Origin of the sequence: Terriglobus sp. (assembly GCF_965201105.1) — a bacterium.
Lineage (GTDB): Bacteria > Acidobacteriota > Terriglobia > Terriglobales > Acidobacteriaceae > Terriglobus.
Window position 1 is genome coordinate 2,798,496 of the sequence record NZ_OZ241741.1, and the last position, 16,194, is coordinate 2,814,689.

Sequence of the window (16,194 nt, forward strand, 5' to 3'; positions counted from 1 at the left end):
CCATCGTCCGGCATGCGTTCTGTTCTTGGTCCCTTCACGCTCGCCCTGACCCTATGCTCCGGCACGCTCGCACAGAGCGCCGTTAGCCCGGCTCCACAAACCGCGGCACAGCAGAGTACCACGGACACGCCCTCCGGCAACCAGCCGATCCGCGACTACATTCGCGCCGCGTGGGACACGCTCTCGCGTTCGCAGACGGAGTGCAAGTCGGTTCGCGATCCGAAGGTGACCACCGCACCGATCCTCTACCTGCCCGCCGGCTTCGATACGCCGCCTGCCATTCAGAAACTGCACACGGACTGCGGTGTTGAGATTGAGCACCTGCCCCATCCCATCGCCCACCTCGGCGATCTACACCCTGACGAGTTAAAGCGGCCCGGCCTGCTTTACCTGCCGAACCCGTACGTCGTTCCGGGCGGCCGCTTCAACGAGATGTATGGCTGGGACAGCTTTTTCATCGTGCTCGGCCTGCTCAGCAATAACCGGATCGATCAGGCTCACGGCATGGCGGAAAACTTCTTCTTTGAAATCAACAACTACGGCGCTGTGCTGAACGCCAATCGCACGTATTACCTGACACGCTCGCAGCCCCCGCTGCTGGCGGAAATGATTCGCGAGATCCACAAGTACGACAAGCGGGAGTCGGCAAAGCCAGGCTGCCGGGAGCAGACGGCCGGAACGATGCTTTGTGCACAGCGCGTATCTCCGCTTGCCTGGCTTGCGACCGCCTACACCACAGCGCAAAAGGACTACGCACTCTGGACCAGCCCAGTGCACCAAGCCGGCGCGACAGGTTTGTCTCGCTACTTTGACGTTGGCGAAGGCCCGGTGCTGGAGATGGCCGACGACTCAACCTACTACCCCGATGCCATCAAGTACCTGATTGCACATCCATCCGAGGCGCAGGACTATCTTGTGCCTGCCTCGGCGGGTGACGCCGCAAGCTGCGACCAGAAGCTCACGCACGTCTGTGTGACGGCCGAGGTGAACGGCATGCGTCTGTCCCGCGACTTCTATAAGGGCGATCGAGCCGACCGGGAATCCGGCTACGACACGACCTTCCGCTTCGGCGCATTCTCCGGCTCCACGCACCACATCGCGCCCGTTTGCCTGAATTCGCTGCTGTACCGTTACGAACTCGACATGGCTGGCTTCGCGAAGGAGCTGGGTAAACCCGCCGACGTAAAGCTCTGGAACAGCCGCGCCGCAGCGCGCAAAGCCGCCATGCAGAAATATCTTTGGAGCGATCAGCAGGGCGCCTACGTCGATTACGACTTTCAAAAAGCGCGTCAGACCGACTACACCTACGCGACCGCGTTCTTTCCACTGTGGGCCGGCATCGCCACACCTGCACAGGCCCGTCAGATTGCGGCCATACTGCCGAAGCTGGAGCACGAACATGGCCTTGCCATGAGCACCCGCAACAGCGGCCAGCAGTGGGACTTGCCTTTTGGCTGGGCGCCCAACCAGTGGTTCGCGGTGCTCGGCCTGCGACGCTACGGCTTTGTGGCCGAGAGCGACCGGCTTGCGCAGAAGTTCCGCGCCGACGTGGAAACAAACTATATGCGCGAGGGCAATATTCGTGAGAAGTATGACGTGGACACCGGCCTGACCACGACGCGCGTGCTCTTTGGGTACAAGGCGAATGGCATCGGCTTCGGTTGGACCAACGGCGTCTACCTGCGCCTGCAACCGGACGCGCTGGCAGCCTTGCCTTCCGGCACGGGAACCAAATAAAACGGGTGGCTCCAAAACGAAGCCACCCGCCTATCGCCATCACTGTGCTGCGCTAAAAGATCCTGAAATGGATCGTCAGGTACTTCTTCGGATCGGACCGGATCGTATTGACAAGCTGCTGCGAGTCGGTCGCGAGCTTGTCAATGTTGTGGTACAGCGCCGGGTCCTTGACCAGCAGGCCTGCGGTGCCCTGACCATTGTCGATGCCGGTCAGGATGCTGTTCAGCCGCGTAACTGTGTCGTTCAGCTTGTTCGCAAACTCCTGATTCTTCGTCAGAAGGCCAAGGCCGCCTTTACCCGCGTCTGCGTCGGCCATGATGCTGTTCGCATGCTGTAGCGTCTGGTTCAAATTGTTGTACAGCGCGTCATCCTTCAGCAGCTTGCCAGCGGAGCCCTTGCCCGCGTTAATATCGGCGATCATGCTGTTGAGCTGGCCGACGGACTGGTTGAGCCTGTTGTACATGGTCTCGTCGTTCAGCAGTTTGCCGACGGTTCCATGCCCGTCGTTCAGCTTCTTGGACAGGATCTGTAGTTGACCGACGGTGTCATTTGCCCGCTTGTACAGGGTGTCGTCATAGATCAACTCGCCGATCGCGCCCTTGCCCTGCGAAATGTTATCCACGATGCGGTCGAGCTTGGCGAGTGTCACATTCAGGCTTTCGATCGTGCCCTGGCTGGCCTTTACAACGTCCTGCAGGTTCGGCGTTTCAAGCGTCTTCAGCTCATCGCCGTCCTGCAGTTGCGGTCCGGTGGCGGTTTGGGAGTTCAGATCGACGACTGTATCGCCGAGCACACCGACCGTGGAAAGCGCGGACTTTGTATCCTTGTGCAAGCCTTCAAGGTACTTGCGATCAAGGCGCATCGTCACCTGGACCGGCGTCAGCTTACGTGCAGCGTCATTGACGATCTTGACTTCTTTAACAGTACCGATCGTCACGCCTTGCAGATTGACCGCAGCACCCTCTTTCAGCCCGGATGCATTCTCAAAATAGCTGCGCACCGTGATCTTGTGCGTAAACACGCTGGTTCCCTGCGAGCTGGTCATCAAAAACAGCAGCAGGACAAGGAGCACAACGGCAATCAGAATGATGATGCCGACCTTGAGTTGCGACCAACGGACTTCGGTTTGACTGGGCATGTGTTCCTAGCGGGCGCACGGCACCGGCAGAAAAATAAGAGTGTTATTGCTCACTGTAAGATGCGTTCGGCCCCGCTTCGGTTTCGAGCCGACAACGGGAGACGAGCGCCTTTTGCCGGATCAACTCTCCAGCACCACCACTGCCAGCGCGACCTCACGGCTGTGCGAGAGTGTCAAGTGCGTCTGCCGGACGCCCATGCGGGCCGCCCGTTCCGCCGCGCGGCCCGTAAAGTGCAGCGTAGGCCGTTGACCGGCGGCGCGGCGCACTTCAATTTCCGTCCACGCAACTCCCTGCGCAATGCCGGTTCCAAGCGCCTTCGCGCCGGCCTCTTTCGCGGCAAAGCGAGCCGCGAAGCTTTCCGCGGAGTTGTGCACCTTGCGGCGGCAATAATCGACCTCGCCCGGCGTGTAAACCCGCCGCAGGAAGCGGTCGCCATACCGGTCCAGCGATTGCCTAATCCGTTCGATTTCCATCAGGTCGGAGCCTGTACCCAGAATCATCGCACCGTTGCCAGGTATTTTTTGCAGCCACGCATGTTGTGACCGTACCACCTTCGGACGCCGCCAACGATTTCGCCGCAGCAGATTGCGACGCCGGCTGCCGATAACACAAGCGTGAACGAATTGCTTACTTTGTTTGAGGTGATGCCGCACGCGCCCGGCGATCTGGCCAATCCGCCTGAGATTCGCCTGCAGGCAGTCAGCACCCGGTCCGGGACCAACTGCTGCCCGGGTTGATGGACGCGATCGATCTGGCTAGCGGATGGGTGCTCCACCGCCAGATGGTCAGCGCGTCCGTGCTGCAGATGCGGCTGGAAACGCAAGGCCGCTTCCTGATGGATTTGTACGCCTCATTCATTGAACAGGGTCTGGAGCTAAGCCGCGACAGTCACCTGTTGCTCACGGAGCGATGTTCCTGCGCCCATCTGTACCGGCAGGCCCGGGGCAGCATCATTACGCTGCACCTGGATGTGGCGCTGCCCGCCGACTTGCCCCCGCTTGGACGCTGGTGGCGCGTACGGATGGCTTAGCCAAGCCTGGAGAACGGGACGCTCCGGAACGTAAAACGGACAGATGCAGAAGGGCACAGCCAGGCTGTGCCCTTCTGCTCCGATGCGAGAGTTCACATTTATCACGCGGGCGTTCGTGCATTGACAACTCACCGAAACAGGAGGGGCGGCCCAAATGGCCGCCCCTCCCCTGTTTTTTTCGCTTGTGTTTCTGCTGCTTGCGTTATGCGTGCGACGGCCGTCCCTCACCGAATCCCGGAGCGCGTCCGCTCTCCGGCTTCAGCACCTTTTGCGTATCTGGATCACCTGGCTCGGCGTGCGCCAGCGGCGACTTCATCGGAGGCAGGTCCTTGCCCTCGATGATCAGGCGGATTTCATCAGCATCCAACGTTTCGCGTTCCAACAACACCTGGCTCATGCGGTGCATGATGTCGTGGTGGGCATCGAGGATCTGGTAGGCCGAGTTGTAGCCGTCGTGCACAAACTTCTTCACCTCGGCATCGATTTGCTCCGCTGTGTCGTCGCTGAAATCACGATGCTGCTGGATTTCGCGGCCCAGGAAGATTTCGCCACCTTCCTTTTTGCCGTAGGTCATTGGACCCATCTTGGACATGCCGTACTCACACACCATGCGGCGGGCCAGTTCGGTCGCGCGCTCAATGTCGTTGCCGGCGCCGGTGGTCATCTGCTTCAGGAAAATCTCCTCCGCGCAGCGGCCTCCCATGAAGATCGCGAGCTGCGACTCCAGGTAGTCCCGCGTTACGGTGTGCTTGTCTTCCTGCGGCAGATGCATGGTCACACCCAACGCCATGCCGCGCGGGATGATCGTGACCTTGTGCAGCGGATCGGCGTGATCGCGCATGGCGGCGACCAGAACGTGTCCGGCTTCGTGGTACGCCGTCACCTTCTTCTCCTCGTCCGAGAGCAGCATGCTCTTGCGCTCGGCACCCATCAGCACCTTGTCCTTGGCGACCTCAAAGTCGTACATGTGTACGGCCTTGCGGTTGTAACGCGCCGCGGTCAGGGCAGCCTCGTTGACCATGTTGGCCAGGTCGGCACCGCTGAAACCCGGTGTGCCGCGCGCCAGGACGTTCAAGTTCACGTCGTCAGCCATGGGAACCTTCTTCGCGTGGACGCGAAGCACTTCCTCGCGGCCGCGAATGTCAGGACGGTCGACAATGACGCGCCGGTCGAAGCGGCCGGGACGAAGCAGAGCCGGATCCAGCACGTCAGGCCGGTTGGTCGCAGCGATCAGGATGACGCCCTCATTCGACTCAAAGCCGTCCATCTCGACCAGCAACTGGTTCAGCGTCTGCTCACGCTCGTCGTGGCCGCCGCCCAGGCCGGCGCCGCGATGGCGGCCGACTGCGTCGATCTCGTCGATGAAGATGATGCAGGGAGCGTTCTTCTTGCCCTGCTCGAACAGGTCGCGCACGCGGCTTGCACCCACGCCGACGAACATTTCCACGAAATCCGAACCGGAGATCGAGAAGAACGGCACATTGGCCTCACCTGCAACCGCGCGGGCCAGCAGGGTTTTGCCGGTTCCCGGAGGTCCGACCAGCAGCACGCCTTTGGGAATACGGCCGCCCAGCTTCTGGAACTTTGCCGACTCGCGCAGAAACTCGATGATCTCCTTCAGCTCTTCCTTCGCCTCGTTCACGCCGGCGACGTCCTTGAAGGTGACTTTCTTCTGCTGCAGGCTCAGCAAGCGCGCGCGGCTCTTACCGAAGCTCAGCGCCTTGTTGCCGCCCGACTGCATCTGGCGCATCAGGAACAGGAACAGCGCGACCATCAGCAGCACCGGCGTCAGCTGGATCAGCGCCGCCACCCAGAAGTTGCTGCTGGGGTCCTTGATGGTGACGTTCACACCTTTTTCGTGCAGGTTCTTGTACAGATCCGGGTAGTTCCCAGGAATTGTCGTGTGAAACGTCTCTTTATTGTTGTCTTTGTACTTGCCCGTGACCTCAGTACCGTTTACGGTCACTTCGCTGATGCGGCCCTTGTCGGCATAGTCCTGCAATTGGGTCAGGCTGATGCCGGTGTCGTGCGCGCCGCCGCTGGTGCGGGCGACGATCTGCCACACCGACACCAGGCAGCCGATCATCAGCACCCAGATCAGGATCGTCTTCACCGTGCTATTCAAAGTTGCTACCCCTCTTTCGGGAGCGCGCCTGGCGCACCCCGGGCCACGCGCCTCAGGCGCTCAGCCATCCTTGATCATTAGACGCGCAAATCTCCGCTCCGACGCGGCAGGGGAACGTGCGCCCCATTTGCGAAATTCTACTCCGGAGTTGCGCTCGCATTCACATCCCTTTTTACGACTTTCGTCCTATGGTGCTACATCGGCCGAATGCATCAGCCGCGTGACAGCCGCAGTTCCCGCACACTGCGCTCTGCGCGCAGGCCGTCTCGCAAGTGCAGCCTGCTGTTGGGGCGGTTCGGCACGGTTGGGTCGGGCAGGTTTTCCGGCGGTGCCAAACCCGCCAGCAGCAGCACTCGCACGGTTTCCGCCGCGCTCAAGGGCACTCCCAGGCGTTCCGCAGCGAAACGCAGCAAACGCCGCCGAGACGGTAGATCCAGCGGCTTCAGCCGGGAAAGGTCAAAGGCTACGGTCTGCTCGTCAGGCGCGGTGCTGACGGCGCGTCCGCCGCCGCGAACCGGACGCCCCGAAACGGCCAGTTCGGTGTACAGCCGCGCGATTTCCGGCCGCCAACGCGCTTCTTCCTCGCGCGCCAACTCCGCCGTGGCACCCAGCATTGCGCCGATATTCGGATTGAAACTGCGCAACAGCGGCATCAATTGCGCGCGGACCCGGTTGCGGGTGAAGGCCGGGTCGGCGTTGGTGGCGTCCTCGCGCCAGTCCTGGTTTCGGCTGCGCAGGAAGCCGACCACCTGCTCGCGCCTTGCGCCCAGCAAGGGTCGTATGACCGTTCCCACGGCATCCGGCTCAGAGGAGGGCAGACCCGCCCTGTCCACATGCAGCACCGGCGCGATGCCGCTCAGGCCTTCGGTCCAGGCACCCCGCAGCAACTTCATCACCACCGTCTCCGCCTGATCGTCGGCAGTGTGCGCGGTCGCAATGCGGTCGGCCGCCCGGTCTGCCAGCAACCTGGCAAAAAAGCGAAGCCGCGCATGGCGGGCCGCCTCCTCCAGTGTTTCGCTGGAAGCCACGGCCGTGGCGGCGACGTCTTCCTCTGCTTCGTGGAGCGGCACATCTAACCGGCCGCACGTCGCGCGCACAAACTCTCGGTCAGCGTCGGCCTCCGCCCCGCGCAGGCCGTGGTGCAGGTGCGCCGCGCTCAGGCCCAGGCCAAGCAAGGCGAACTGCTCGTGCAGCGCCAGCAGCAGTGCCGTGGAATCCGCGCCGCCCGACACAGCCACGCAAACCCGTGACCCCGGCGGCAGCAAGGCAGTGTTGATTGGGAGCGCAGGCGCTTTCGGCATACATTCATCGTAGAAGAGCCGGACCGACGAAGAGCCGGATCGACGAGAAGTCAGAACCGGCCAGGACGAAGGCGGCGCTCGCTTGCCATGCCACATCGCTGCGCGGCAGTGCTGCGGCCGCTCCGCTACTATCTAGGGTGTGGAATCCATTCGCCCCGCCACATCTGAAGACGCCGTGCTGATCACCCAGCACCGCGCCAAGATGTTCAACGACAACAAATTCGCCTCAACCGACGCGATGGACGCAATGTCGTTGGCGTTTGAACCGTGGGTGCGCAAGCGCCTGCGAGACGGGCGATACGTGGGCCTGATCGTTGAGGAAAACGGTGAGCCGATCGCCAGCGCAGGCGTCTTCTTTGCCGATTTCCCGCCCCACTGGATGGACGCAGAGCCGAGCCGGCCCTACTTGCTGAACTTCTACACCGCACCTGCGGCACGCGGACGCGGCTTCGCCAAACAATTGCTGCAAATGCTAATCGATGAATGCCAAGGCCGCGGCGCCAAGGCGATCACCCTGCACGCCTCCAAATTCGGCAAGCCCATTTATGAGAAGTTCGGTTTTGAAGGCACGAACGAAATGATGCTCAAGCTGAAGTAGTGCTTCATAGAACGTATGGCCTTCTGCCACAACACGGGAGCTGTCACCCTGAAGCGGGCCGCCTGCGGCAGATGTGGCGGTTCACGTCAGGCATGACATTTATTGACCTCACGCGCAGTCATTCAACTTCAGCGCAAGCCGCATACGGCACCATCCGGATCCCTTGTGTTTAACACCCGAAACAGATCGGATTGGCGCATGCCACTTGGCAGCACAGCCACTCTGATTGCAATCGTGTCCGCCTTCTGGTTTCTTCTAACCTTCCCCGTTGCAACCAAGTACACCGGACGCGCAGGTTGGATCATCATGGCTGCCGGCGAAATCTTCGTGGTGGCTCTCATGTCCCTGATCCCGCGAGCCCGGGCCAATGGCACCGACATACCCAGGTGGACACTGCCGGTGCTCTGGCTTGCGCTGGTCGCCGCATACCTGGTGATCTACCCGCACACCCAGAACCTGGGGCCCGGACGCGGAACCGACCGGGAGGACGCGTTAAGGGTGCAGATCATCGCCCTGCAACACCACCTGGATCCCTACGCCGCGCGCACCTTCCTGGGACAGCGGCCAACTCCATTACCGGGCGCGATTGCATTGGCATGGCCCTTCTATCTGCTGGGCCGCATTTCGCTGCAAAACATCCTCTGGAGCGGTCTGTTCTGCCTGGTACTTCGGAAGGTCTTCCGATTGCGGCTGACTGCGGTAGTTTTCCTTGCCGTCGTGGTCTGTCTGAACCTGGAGCCGCTGAACGACTTTGTGACCGGCAGCGATTACGTGGTGAACGCGCTGTATGTGATGATGGCCGTCTGGCTCGTCGTGCGTGCAGTCGATCGTGACTCGCCCATGCTGCAGCCCCTGCTTGCAAGCCTTGTTTTTGGCGTGGCTGTCTCGTCGCGGCCATCCTATTTCATGGCGGTGCCGCCGGTGCTGGCCATGGTTGCGCAGCGGCGTGGCGCACGCACGGGTTTGCTTGCCACCGGGGCGTTTCTGGTGGGCTTCTTTCTGACTATCGCGCCCGTATTTTGGCCGCACCCAGTGACCGGGCTTTTCGCGGAGCTGAACGAAATCTCACACCGCAAGGCGCAGTTTCTGCCAACGTGGTTCCCGATCGAAGGTGTGTCCGTATTGGCGGGGGTGGCGACGCTGTCCGCGTTCTTTGTCCGCCTGAACGAATTCCGCGTTTACCTGACGATCGCGATTGCCACGGCCGTGCTCATTGGCATTCCCATGTGGTTTGAGATCGTCGCGGCCCTACGGCAGGGTCAGCCGTTTCCCGTGGAAAGCGTTTACCTTTTCGCGCCGATTCTCTTCTTTGCGCTTTGGGCATTTCACCGGTTGGAGCAGGTCTACCCAGCAGACGAAGCACCAGCGATCCACTAGGCGCCCTTCGCCAGCTCTTCCTTCAGGATCGAACTCACGGTTTTGTTGTCGGCATGCAGGCCATTTGCAAGAATGCGTTGCTGCACGATGCGCATGGCCGGCCCCATGTCCTTCGGCCCGGGTGCTGTGCCGCCCGCGGCCAGGTGCGTCAGCGCCCCCTGGATTACGGTGCGGATCTCGTCTTCGCTCGCTGACTGCGGCAAGTACACCTGCAGCAGCTTGATTTCGTCCTGCTCCTTCTGCGCCAGTTCGGGCCGGTTGCCCTTCGCAAACTGCTCGGCGGAATCCTGCCGCTGCTTAACCAACGTGTTCAGCACGGCGACGGTTTCGGCATCGGTCAGCGGCTCGCGCTTTTCAATCTCTTTGTTTTGAACGGCGGCCTTGACCATGCGCAACGTCTCCAAACGCAGCGAGTCCTTCGCCTTCATCGCCACAATAATGTCTTTGCCGATTTGCTCGTTGATGGCCGCCATGCGGGATCCCTCGTTTCGTGCCGTCCTCCAGTCTAGCGAAGCGGCGCTACGTGTGTCGCTACAGCAGAGGCGCGGATGCGCTCGGTACACTAGGGGCATGATCCGGAAGATTCGCCTGTTCACGCCTGGCCCCACGCCCCTGCTGCCCGCCGCGCAGTTTGCCATGGCCGCGGCCGACATCCACCACCGCACGCCGGAGTTCCGCGCACTATTCACCAAGGTGCTCGCGCAGCTGAAGGATTTTGTCGGCACCAAGAATGATGTAATCGTGCTCTCGTCCTCGGGCACCGGCGCCATGGAAGCATCCGTGTCGAACCTGACCTCGCCCGGCGACCGCGTTCTGGTGCTCAGCGCCGGTAAATTCGGCGAGCGCTGGACCGCCCTTGCCAAGGCCTTCGGCTGTGCGGTCGATGTGGTCGAAGCCCCCTATGGGGAGACCTTCTCAATCGATAAGGTCAAAGAAGCTCTGAAGCTGGAGACCCGCGCCGTGTTCATGCAGGCCACTGAAACCAGCACCGGCGCACGCCACTGCGTTCCAGCCGTGGCAAAGCTGCTGAAAGACACTAACTCCGAAGCGCTGCTGGTCGTGGACGCCATCACCGGCCTGGGCACCAGCCATTTCGACATGGATGGCTGGGGTGTTGACGTGATGATCGGCGGATCGCAGAAGGCGGTCATGATCCCGCCAGGCCTCAGCTACCTGGCCGTGAGTGACCGCGCGTGGGACCGCATGGAAGCCACCTACAATCCGCGGTATTACTTCGACCTGCGGAAAGAGCGCAAGAACGCCGTGAAAGGCGAGTCCGCCTACACGCCGCCCGTTGCGCTGATTGCTGCGCTCGGCGCTGCCCTGGACTACATCGCGGCGCAGGCCTCCACGCCCGACAACCCCGCCGGAAACCTGGTCGAAGGCCGCAAAAAGCTGATCGAAAATGCCGAGACGATCGCCGCCATGACCCGTGCCGCCGTGGTCGCGCTCGGCTTCCGGCTGTTTGCACCGGACTGCCCATCCGCCGCCGCGACCGCGGTGTACGCGCCTGAGGGTGTCGATTCCGGCATCATCTGCAAGGAGCTGAAGAGCCGCTTCGGTGCCACCATTACGAACGGCCAGGGCGAAATGCAGGGCAAGATCTTCCGGTTTGCGCACCTCGGCTTTTTTGACTCGCTGGACACCATTGCGCTGGTCGGCGCTCTGGAACACGTGGTCGCGACCAAACTCAACATGCCCGGCTTCGAATGGGGCAAAGGCCTGATCGCCGCGCAGAAGGTCCTTGCCGAACGCAAGCCCGACGAGGCCGCGGCACGTACCTGCATCTGTGGGCGCGCAGACGCGTGCTGCAGTCTGCAGCATGCCGGCTACGGCGCGGGAAACGTAAAACTCGTTCACTAACAGCTTTTGGAAATACGCGGCTTTTGCCGACCAGACTGTCCGCACATCGCATTACACTTCAGACTCCATGCGACGCCCTCTCTCCATCGTCACTCCCCTTGTCGCGGCTGTCGCGGCCTCGTTGCTGACAGGTTGCCGGCCGAAGGAGATGCAGCGCTGCGTTGATGAGAACGGCACCGTGGTTGCCGACAACCTGTGCGCCGATCAACAACCGGTACAGGAGCGCCGCCCAGACGGCCATGGTGGCTTCCTCTTCCTGCCGCACATCTACCGGCCGTACTACGGCGGCACGGGCGGTTACAACCTGGGCGATCGCGTGGTGGGCGGCAGCTTCAACGCCGCACCCGGCGCGCACTACTCGTCGCCGCTGTCCAGCGGACGCGGCTTCTTTGGCGGCCACCGCATCTCACGCGGCGGCTTCGGCCATAGCTTCGGCTCCGGAAGCTGAAGGGAGCCAATATGCAACGCCTTGAACATGCACCGCGCCCCGACTGGCGCACCAGGGTCGAAACCGCCGGCCTCACCTTTCACTCGCCCGACGACCTCAGCAGCGCTCTTCCGGGTGCCGTGTACTGGGATGAGTCGGCGCACTATGAGTTCGCCAGTGCCGAAATCGATATGCTCGAGTCCGCGGCCAACGAACTGCAGACGATGTGCCTGGCTGCGGCGCAACACGTCATCGACCGCAATCGCTATGCAGACCTCACCATTCCTTCGGGGGCTGTGCCGCTGATCCAATGGGCGTGGCAGAACGAACCGCCCGCACTCTACGGCCGCTTTGACATGATGTACAACGGCCACGGCGCGCCCAGGCTGCTGGAGTACAACGCCGACACTCCCACGTCGCTGCTGGAAGCCGCCGTCATCCAATGGGACTGGCTGAAGGACACGAACCCGCACGCCGACCAGTTCAACAGCCTGCACGAACGGCTGATCGCCAAGTGGCAGGACATCGCTCCCTACCTGCGCCAACCCGTGCACTTCGCCAGCGTTGACACCGACGAAGACATGCTCACCACAACCTATCTGCGCGACACCGCGCAGCAGGCCGGGCTGCGAACCGAGCAGCTGTTGATGCACGAGATCGGCTGGGACGACAGCGCCAACCGCTTCGTCGACCTCAAGAACGACACCATCTATTCCCTTTTCAAGCTGTACCCGTGGGAAACGCTGCTCGCCGAGCCGTACGGCCCCGCGGCGCTCGCGTTTTATCGCAATGTGACCTGGATTGAGCCGATCTGGAAGATGCTGCTTTCAAACAAAGGCATTCTGCCGATTCTGTGGGAGCTTTACCCCAACCACCCGCTGCTGCTGGAGGCGTACTTCGATGAGCCGCACGGCATGCGCGAGTACGTTCGCAAGCCACTGCTCAGCCGCGAGGGTGCAAACATCACGCTGGTATCGCAACAGGGCACAACGCAGACAACGGGCGAGTACGGCCGCGGCCGCTTCATCTGCCAGGCGCTGGCACCACCCGCAAGCTTCGAAGCGGGCGGCGAGGCGTTGCGCCTGTACGATCAGCCCGGCGGGGCCGACCTGCGCTACCCCGTCCTGGGTCTGTGGATGATCGACCAGGAGTGTGGCGGCATGGGCGTCCGCGAGTCCCGCACGGCTATCACGGGGAACCTGAGCAGCTTTGTGCCCCACCTGTTTCGATAAAGCAAAAACCACTCGAACACTGGCATCATCCGGCACGCCGCTCGGTCCGTCCAATCAGCATGCTTCTGAACGCCGATCAGCAACGCGAGCCGCTCACCGAAACTGCGAACCACGAGCCGTTGACTCGACGTGCGTGGATTTTTGGCGGCGCTGCTGCAGTCTCGGCCCTGCTCTTCGGCGGCATGCACCTGCCGCTCGCAGTGGCGCGTGCCGCGACCCTGCGCGGCAACAACCTGCCCGCGACCGCAAAGATTGTCACCTTTGGCGCGGACGGGAAGCCGCTCGCCGCTGCCGACGTACCCACCATCGTCAAATCGGACGACCAGTGGCGCGCGCAGCTTTCCGAGCTCAGCTACAACGTAACCCGCCATGCCGACACCGAGATGGCAGGCACCGGCCCGCTTACAGAGGAGCACCGCCGCGGCATCTTTCGCTGCATCTGCTGCGACACGGCACTCTTCAGCAGCGACACTAAATTCGATTCCGGCACCGGTTGGCCGAGTTTTTGGAAGCCAATCGCCCGCGAAAACGTGCAGGAAGATCGCGACGGTTCGCTCGGCATGACGCGCACCGCCGTCAGTTGCCGCCGGTGCGACGCCCACCTTGGTCACGTTTTCGACGACGGACCCGCGCCGACAGGTCAGCGCTACTGCATGAACTCAGCCGCGCTCAAGTTCGCTCCGCTCGCCTGAATACCGCTGCACCCGCCTCACTGCTTACCTTCTACTTGCTTCACCACCGCGTCGGCGTCCACGTTGTAAAGCTTGCAGCCCTCCACGTCCGCTTTGAAGTTTGCCGCGGGATGGAAGAACAGCCCCATGCGTGCGTCGCCGGAGCCGTAGATGGTCTTCAGGAGCCAAACGCCGTCGTTCTGCGGCGCGGCAATCGTGTGCAGTTGGAACCCCTTGTGAATGTTCGCGACCAGCCCGCCTGCGATCTTCACGTCGCGCACGCCGGTCACGTTCAGGTCCTGCACATGGCCGGTCTCCTCGTCCACGCTCAAGGTGCCGCGCATCGCCGCGATGATACGTTGCGGAATATCGCCACCCTTGTTGTCCGGATTGTCGATCACGTCGAAGACGATCGTCGGCCGTCCACCGACCAGAACACGGCGCTCATTGCCCAGCCTGGCCAGCTTCAAGAAATTGCGGGACGTCAGCGGTCCGCCATCGCCACGCTTCTCTTTCTTGAACGCCTTCTCCGCATCCTCGATTTCTTTCCGAATGCGGTCATCCTGCTTCTTCTTGTCGCTGTCACTCAGGGGCTTTCCGTCGCGGCTTACCTCACGCATGATCGGCCTGCCGTGCAGAAAGAAGAATTCCTGCTCGGTCGTGTTCGTCTTCTTGACGCGACCTTTTGAGTCGAGATCGTTCTGCACCTGGCGCTCGCGGCATTCATAGCGGTCGCGCTGCTCCGCGGTGCGGTCTGCGGTCGCGATCGCTCGCTGCCGAAGAGCCTCCTGGTTCGGAATGGGCTTGTCCTGTGCGAGAAGGCAGCCGTGCAGCACAGCGGCGGTCCAAATCAGATTCAGTATGCGCCGCATCTACCGTCCTCCTCTCAGGCGCGCTGCGAGACGGCCTGCATGACACGCTTTCAGGTGCAAAGGCTAAAGAGATTCGAGAGTATCAGTTGGAACAGCAGGAGTCGCCTAAGTATCTCTCGCTGCGTTCGCCGCCGATGGCAGGGTCAAAAGCTTCTGTGTGGCCATCGATATACTGGTTCCATCCATGAAAATCGTTCTCGCTGAGAAAGTATCGCCTGCAACGCTTGCCGTCTTTCAACAGGAACCCTCATGGCAGGTGGTCACCGCCGACCAGATCAAGAACGGCCTGGAAGCCGAGCTGGCGGACGCCGATGCACTTGTCGTCCGCTCCGCCGTGCAGGTTACGGCCAAGCTGCTTGAGTCCGCGCCGAAGCTGCGCGTGATCGGCCGAGCTGGCGTGGGTGTCGACAACATTGACGCAAACGCCGCGACCCACCGCGGCGTTGTGGTCATGAACACGCCCGGTGCCAACGCCGTGGCCGTGGCCGAGCTCACACTGGGCCTGATGATCACGATGGCGCGCCAGATTCCGCGCGCCAACGCCGGCATGCACGCGGGCAAGTGGGACAAAAAGAATTTGCAGGGCTCCGAGTTGCGCGGCAAGACGCTCGGCATCGTCGGCCTGGGCCGTATCGGCATCGAAGTCGCCCGCCGCGCCCGATCCTTCGGCATGGAGCTGATCGCCTTTGATCCCTTCGTCGCACCCGTGATCGCGCGCGAGAACGGTGTTTCGCTCGTCTCGATCGACCAAATCTTCTCGCACTCCGATTACCTCACGCTGCATGTCGGCCTGACCACACAGACCGAGGGCATCATCAACCGGCACTCCATCGGCATCATGAAGCCGGGCATCCGCATTGTGAACTGTGCCCGCGGCGAACTGATCAACGACGCCGACCTGCTCGCTGGCCTGCAGAGCGGTCAGGTCGGTGGCGCAGCGCTTGACGTCTTCACCGTCGAGCCACTGAAGGACTCGCCCTACTATGCCGAGGACAAGGTCATCCTGACGCCGCACCTGGGCGGTTCGACCGACGAAGCGCAGGAGGCGATCGGCATCCAACTCGCGCAGCAGGTCAGCGCGTACCTGAAGAGCGGCGTGGTGCAGAACGCCGTCAACGTGCCCTCACTCACGCGCGAAGAGTATGTGGAGGTTGCGCCCTTCATCGATCTCGCGGAGCGCCTCGGCATCTTCCTGGCGCATGCAACTCCTGGACACCTGGAAAACGTGGAGATCGCTTACGCAGGCCGCCTCGCCGGCTCGAAGACCGACCTGATTCGCAACGCCCTGCTCGCCGGCGTGTTGCGTGACTCCGAGCAGGTGAACCATATCAATTCCGCTGCCATCGCGCAGGAACGCGGCATCCGCATCCAGGAAGACCGCAAGGAGTTCGCCTCCGGCGGTGCCGGATCCGTGCTGAAGCTGGTGCTTCACTCGGCGGAGGGCGATGTGCGCGCCAGCGCGACCGTGCTGCACGGCAACTCGCCACGCCTGCTCTCACTCGACGGCATCGACATCGAAGCCCCTCTGAACGGGACGCTGCTGGCAATTCGCAATCATGACGTACCGGGCGTGATTGGCCGCATCGGCACCGTGCTCGGGGAGTGCGGCATCAACATCGCAAATTTCGCGCTGGGCCGCAGTACGCGTTCGCAGAGCGTGCCACAGGGCCAGGCGCTTGCGGTCGTGCAGATTGATGCATCCACCGCCAGCAGGGCACAGGATGCGGTGAACGCCCTACGCAAAGTGGAAGCAATCGCCAGCGTTCGCCTGGTCGAACTCAGCAAAGCCGAAGCCGCGACGCAAGCGTAACTCGAAAGCGGC

16 protein-coding genes are annotated in these 16,194 nt (G+C 62.1%); 9 read left to right on the forward strand and 7 right to left on the reverse strand.

The genetic code is table 11. From position 1 onward, the window contains the following. Positions 1 to 12: 12 nt before the first annotated feature. Positions 13 to 1,737: a trehalase family glycosidase gene (locus tag ACOFKT_RS12265; RefSeq protein WP_419804271.1), complete on the forward strand. Its 1,725-nt coding sequence runs from the start codon at positions 13 to 15 to the stop codon at positions 1,735 to 1,737. Positions 1,738 to 1,789: 52 nt separating this feature from the next. Here ACOFKT_RS12265 and ACOFKT_RS12270 read toward each other — a convergent pair whose 3' ends face one another. Next, positions 1,790 to 2,875 carry an MlaD family protein gene (locus tag ACOFKT_RS12270; protein ID WP_419804272.1) on the reverse strand — a complete coding sequence of 362 codons (1,086 nt, stop codon included), beginning with the start codon at positions 2,873 to 2,875 and terminating at the stop codon, positions 1,790 to 1,792. Between the two features lie 120 nt (positions 2,876 to 2,995). Further along, positions 2,996 to 3,376: a holo-ACP synthase gene (acpS, locus tag ACOFKT_RS12275; protein WP_419804273.1), complete on the reverse strand. Its 381-nt coding sequence runs from the start codon at positions 3,374 to 3,376 to the stop codon at positions 2,996 to 2,998. A 236-nt stretch (positions 3,377 to 3,612) separates the two neighbouring features. On the opposite strand from acpS, the gene ACOFKT_RS12280 reads away from it, so the two are divergent. Beyond that, on the forward strand, positions 3,613 to 3,906 hold the full coding sequence (locus ACOFKT_RS12280; RefSeq protein WP_419804274.1) for a hypothetical protein: 294 nt from the start codon (positions 3,613 to 3,615) through the stop codon (positions 3,904 to 3,906). A gap of 202 nt (positions 3,907 to 4,108) precedes the next feature. Here ACOFKT_RS12280 and ftsH read toward each other — a convergent pair whose 3' ends face one another. Continuing rightward, entirely contained in the window at positions 4,109 to 6,031 is a 1,923-nt protein-coding gene (ftsH, locus tag ACOFKT_RS12285; RefSeq protein WP_419804275.1) for an ATP-dependent zinc metalloprotease FtsH, read from the reverse strand. Between the two features lie 212 nt (positions 6,032 to 6,243). Continuing rightward, complete coding sequence (gene tilS, locus ACOFKT_RS12290; RefSeq protein ID WP_419804276.1) at positions 6,244 to 7,332, reverse strand: tRNA lysidine(34) synthetase TilS; 1,089 nt, start codon at positions 7,330 to 7,332, stop codon at positions 6,244 to 6,246. A gap of 139 nt (positions 7,333 to 7,471) precedes the next feature. On the opposite strand from tilS, the gene ACOFKT_RS12295 reads away from it, so the two are divergent. Further along, positions 7,472 to 7,930, forward strand: coding sequence for a GNAT family N-acetyltransferase (locus ACOFKT_RS12295; protein ID WP_419804277.1), 459 nt, complete (start codon positions 7,472 to 7,474; stop codon positions 7,928 to 7,930). Between the two features lie 169 nt (positions 7,931 to 8,099). Here ACOFKT_RS12295 and ACOFKT_RS12300 read toward each other — a convergent pair whose 3' ends face one another. Next, positions 8,100 to 8,147: a hypothetical protein gene (locus ACOFKT_RS12300; protein ID WP_419807161.1), complete on the reverse strand. Its 48-nt coding sequence runs from the start codon at positions 8,145 to 8,147 to the stop codon at positions 8,100 to 8,102. Here ACOFKT_RS12300 and ACOFKT_RS12305 point away from each other — a divergent pair. Further along, positions 8,129 to 9,307, forward strand: coding sequence for a hypothetical protein (locus tag ACOFKT_RS12305; RefSeq protein ID WP_419807194.1), 1,179 nt, complete (start codon positions 8,129 to 8,131; stop codon positions 9,305 to 9,307). The genes ACOFKT_RS12300 and ACOFKT_RS12305 overlap by 19 nt on opposite strands. Here ACOFKT_RS12305 and ACOFKT_RS12310 read toward each other — a convergent pair. After that, complete coding sequence (locus tag ACOFKT_RS12310; protein WP_419804278.1) at positions 9,304 to 9,780, reverse strand: GatB/YqeY domain-containing protein; 477 nt, start codon at positions 9,778 to 9,780, stop codon at positions 9,304 to 9,306. The genes ACOFKT_RS12305 and ACOFKT_RS12310 overlap by 4 nt on opposite strands. A 97-nt stretch (positions 9,781 to 9,877) precedes the next feature. Between ACOFKT_RS12310 and ACOFKT_RS12315 the strand changes: the two genes are divergently transcribed. The 4 genes from ACOFKT_RS12315 (at position 9,878) to msrB (ending at position 13,521) form a co-directional block, all read left to right on the forward strand. Continuing rightward, positions 9,878 to 11,170, forward strand: a complete 1,293-nt coding sequence (locus ACOFKT_RS12315; protein WP_419804279.1) for a pyridoxal-phosphate-dependent aminotransferase family protein — start codon at positions 9,878 to 9,880, stop codon at positions 11,168 to 11,170. Between the two features lie 67 nt (positions 11,171 to 11,237). Next, on the forward strand, positions 11,238 to 11,618 hold the full coding sequence (locus tag ACOFKT_RS12320; RefSeq protein ID WP_419804280.1) for a hypothetical protein: 381 nt from the start codon (positions 11,238 to 11,240) through the stop codon (positions 11,616 to 11,618). 11 nt (positions 11,619 to 11,629) lie between these two features. Then, positions 11,630 to 12,829: a glutathionylspermidine synthase family protein gene (locus tag ACOFKT_RS12325; RefSeq protein ID WP_419804281.1), complete on the forward strand. Its 1,200-nt coding sequence runs from the start codon at positions 11,630 to 11,632 to the stop codon at positions 12,827 to 12,829. A 59-nt stretch (positions 12,830 to 12,888) separates the two neighbouring features. Beyond that, positions 12,889 to 13,521: a peptide-methionine (R)-S-oxide reductase MsrB gene (gene msrB / locus ACOFKT_RS12330; RefSeq protein WP_419804282.1), complete on the forward strand. Its 633-nt coding sequence runs from the start codon at positions 12,889 to 12,891 to the stop codon at positions 13,519 to 13,521. 17 nt (positions 13,522 to 13,538) lie between these two features. Here msrB and ACOFKT_RS12335 read toward each other — a convergent pair whose 3' ends face one another. Continuing rightward, a complete protein-coding gene (locus ACOFKT_RS12335; RefSeq protein WP_419804283.1) occupies positions 13,539 to 14,372 on the reverse strand; it encodes a hypothetical protein in 834 nt (277 codons plus the stop codon). A gap of 184 nt (positions 14,373 to 14,556) precedes the next feature. Here ACOFKT_RS12335 and serA point away from each other — a divergent pair, with 184 nt between their 5' ends. After that, entirely contained in the window at positions 14,557 to 16,182 is a 1,626-nt protein-coding gene (gene serA / locus ACOFKT_RS12340; protein WP_419804284.1) for a phosphoglycerate dehydrogenase, read from the forward strand. The last annotated feature ends 12 nt before the right edge of the window (positions 16,183 to 16,194 follow it).

Bases quoted from the DNA above. Each gene is read 5' to 3' on its own strand.
- msrB (WP_419804282.1), top strand. From the start codon at position 12,889: ATGCTTCTGAACGCCGATCAGCAACGCGAGCCGCTCACCGAAACTGCG.
- ACOFKT_RS12305 (WP_419807194.1), top strand. From the start codon at position 8,129: ATGCCACTTGGCAGCACAGCCACTCTGATTGCAATCGTGTCCGCCTTC.
- ACOFKT_RS12320 (WP_419804280.1), top strand. From the start codon at position 11,238: ATGCGACGCCCTCTCTCCATCGTCACTCCCCTTGTCGCGGCTGTCGCG.
- acpS (WP_419804273.1), bottom strand. From the start codon at position 3,376: ATGATTCTGGGTACAGGCTCCGACCTGATGGAAATCGAACGGATTAGG.
- serA (WP_419804284.1), top strand. From the start codon at position 14,557: ATGAAAATCGTTCTCGCTGAGAAAGTATCGCCTGCAACGCTTGCCGTC.
- tilS (WP_419804276.1), bottom strand. From the start codon at position 7,332: ATGCCGAAAGCGCCTGCGCTCCCAATCAACACTGCCTTGCTGCCGCCG.
- ACOFKT_RS12315 (WP_419804279.1), top strand. From the start codon at position 9,878: ATGATCCGGAAGATTCGCCTGTTCACGCCTGGCCCCACGCCCCTGCTG.
- ACOFKT_RS12310 (WP_419804278.1), bottom strand. From the start codon at position 9,780: ATGGCGGCCATCAACGAGCAAATCGGCAAAGACATTATTGTGGCGATG.
- ACOFKT_RS12325 (WP_419804281.1), top strand. From the start codon at position 11,630: ATGCAACGCCTTGAACATGCACCGCGCCCCGACTGGCGCACCAGGGTC.
- ACOFKT_RS12265 (WP_419804271.1), top strand. From the start codon at position 13: ATGCGTTCTGTTCTTGGTCCCTTCACGCTCGCCCTGACCCTATGCTCC.
- ACOFKT_RS12280 (WP_419804274.1), top strand. From the start codon at position 3,613: ATGGACGCGATCGATCTGGCTAGCGGATGGGTGCTCCACCGCCAGATG.
- ACOFKT_RS12335 (WP_419804283.1), bottom strand. From the start codon at position 14,372: ATGCGGCGCATACTGAATCTGATTTGGACCGCCGCTGTGCTGCACGGC.
- ACOFKT_RS12270 (WP_419804272.1), bottom strand. From the start codon at position 2,875: ATGCCCAGTCAAACCGAAGTCCGTTGGTCGCAACTCAAGGTCGGCATC.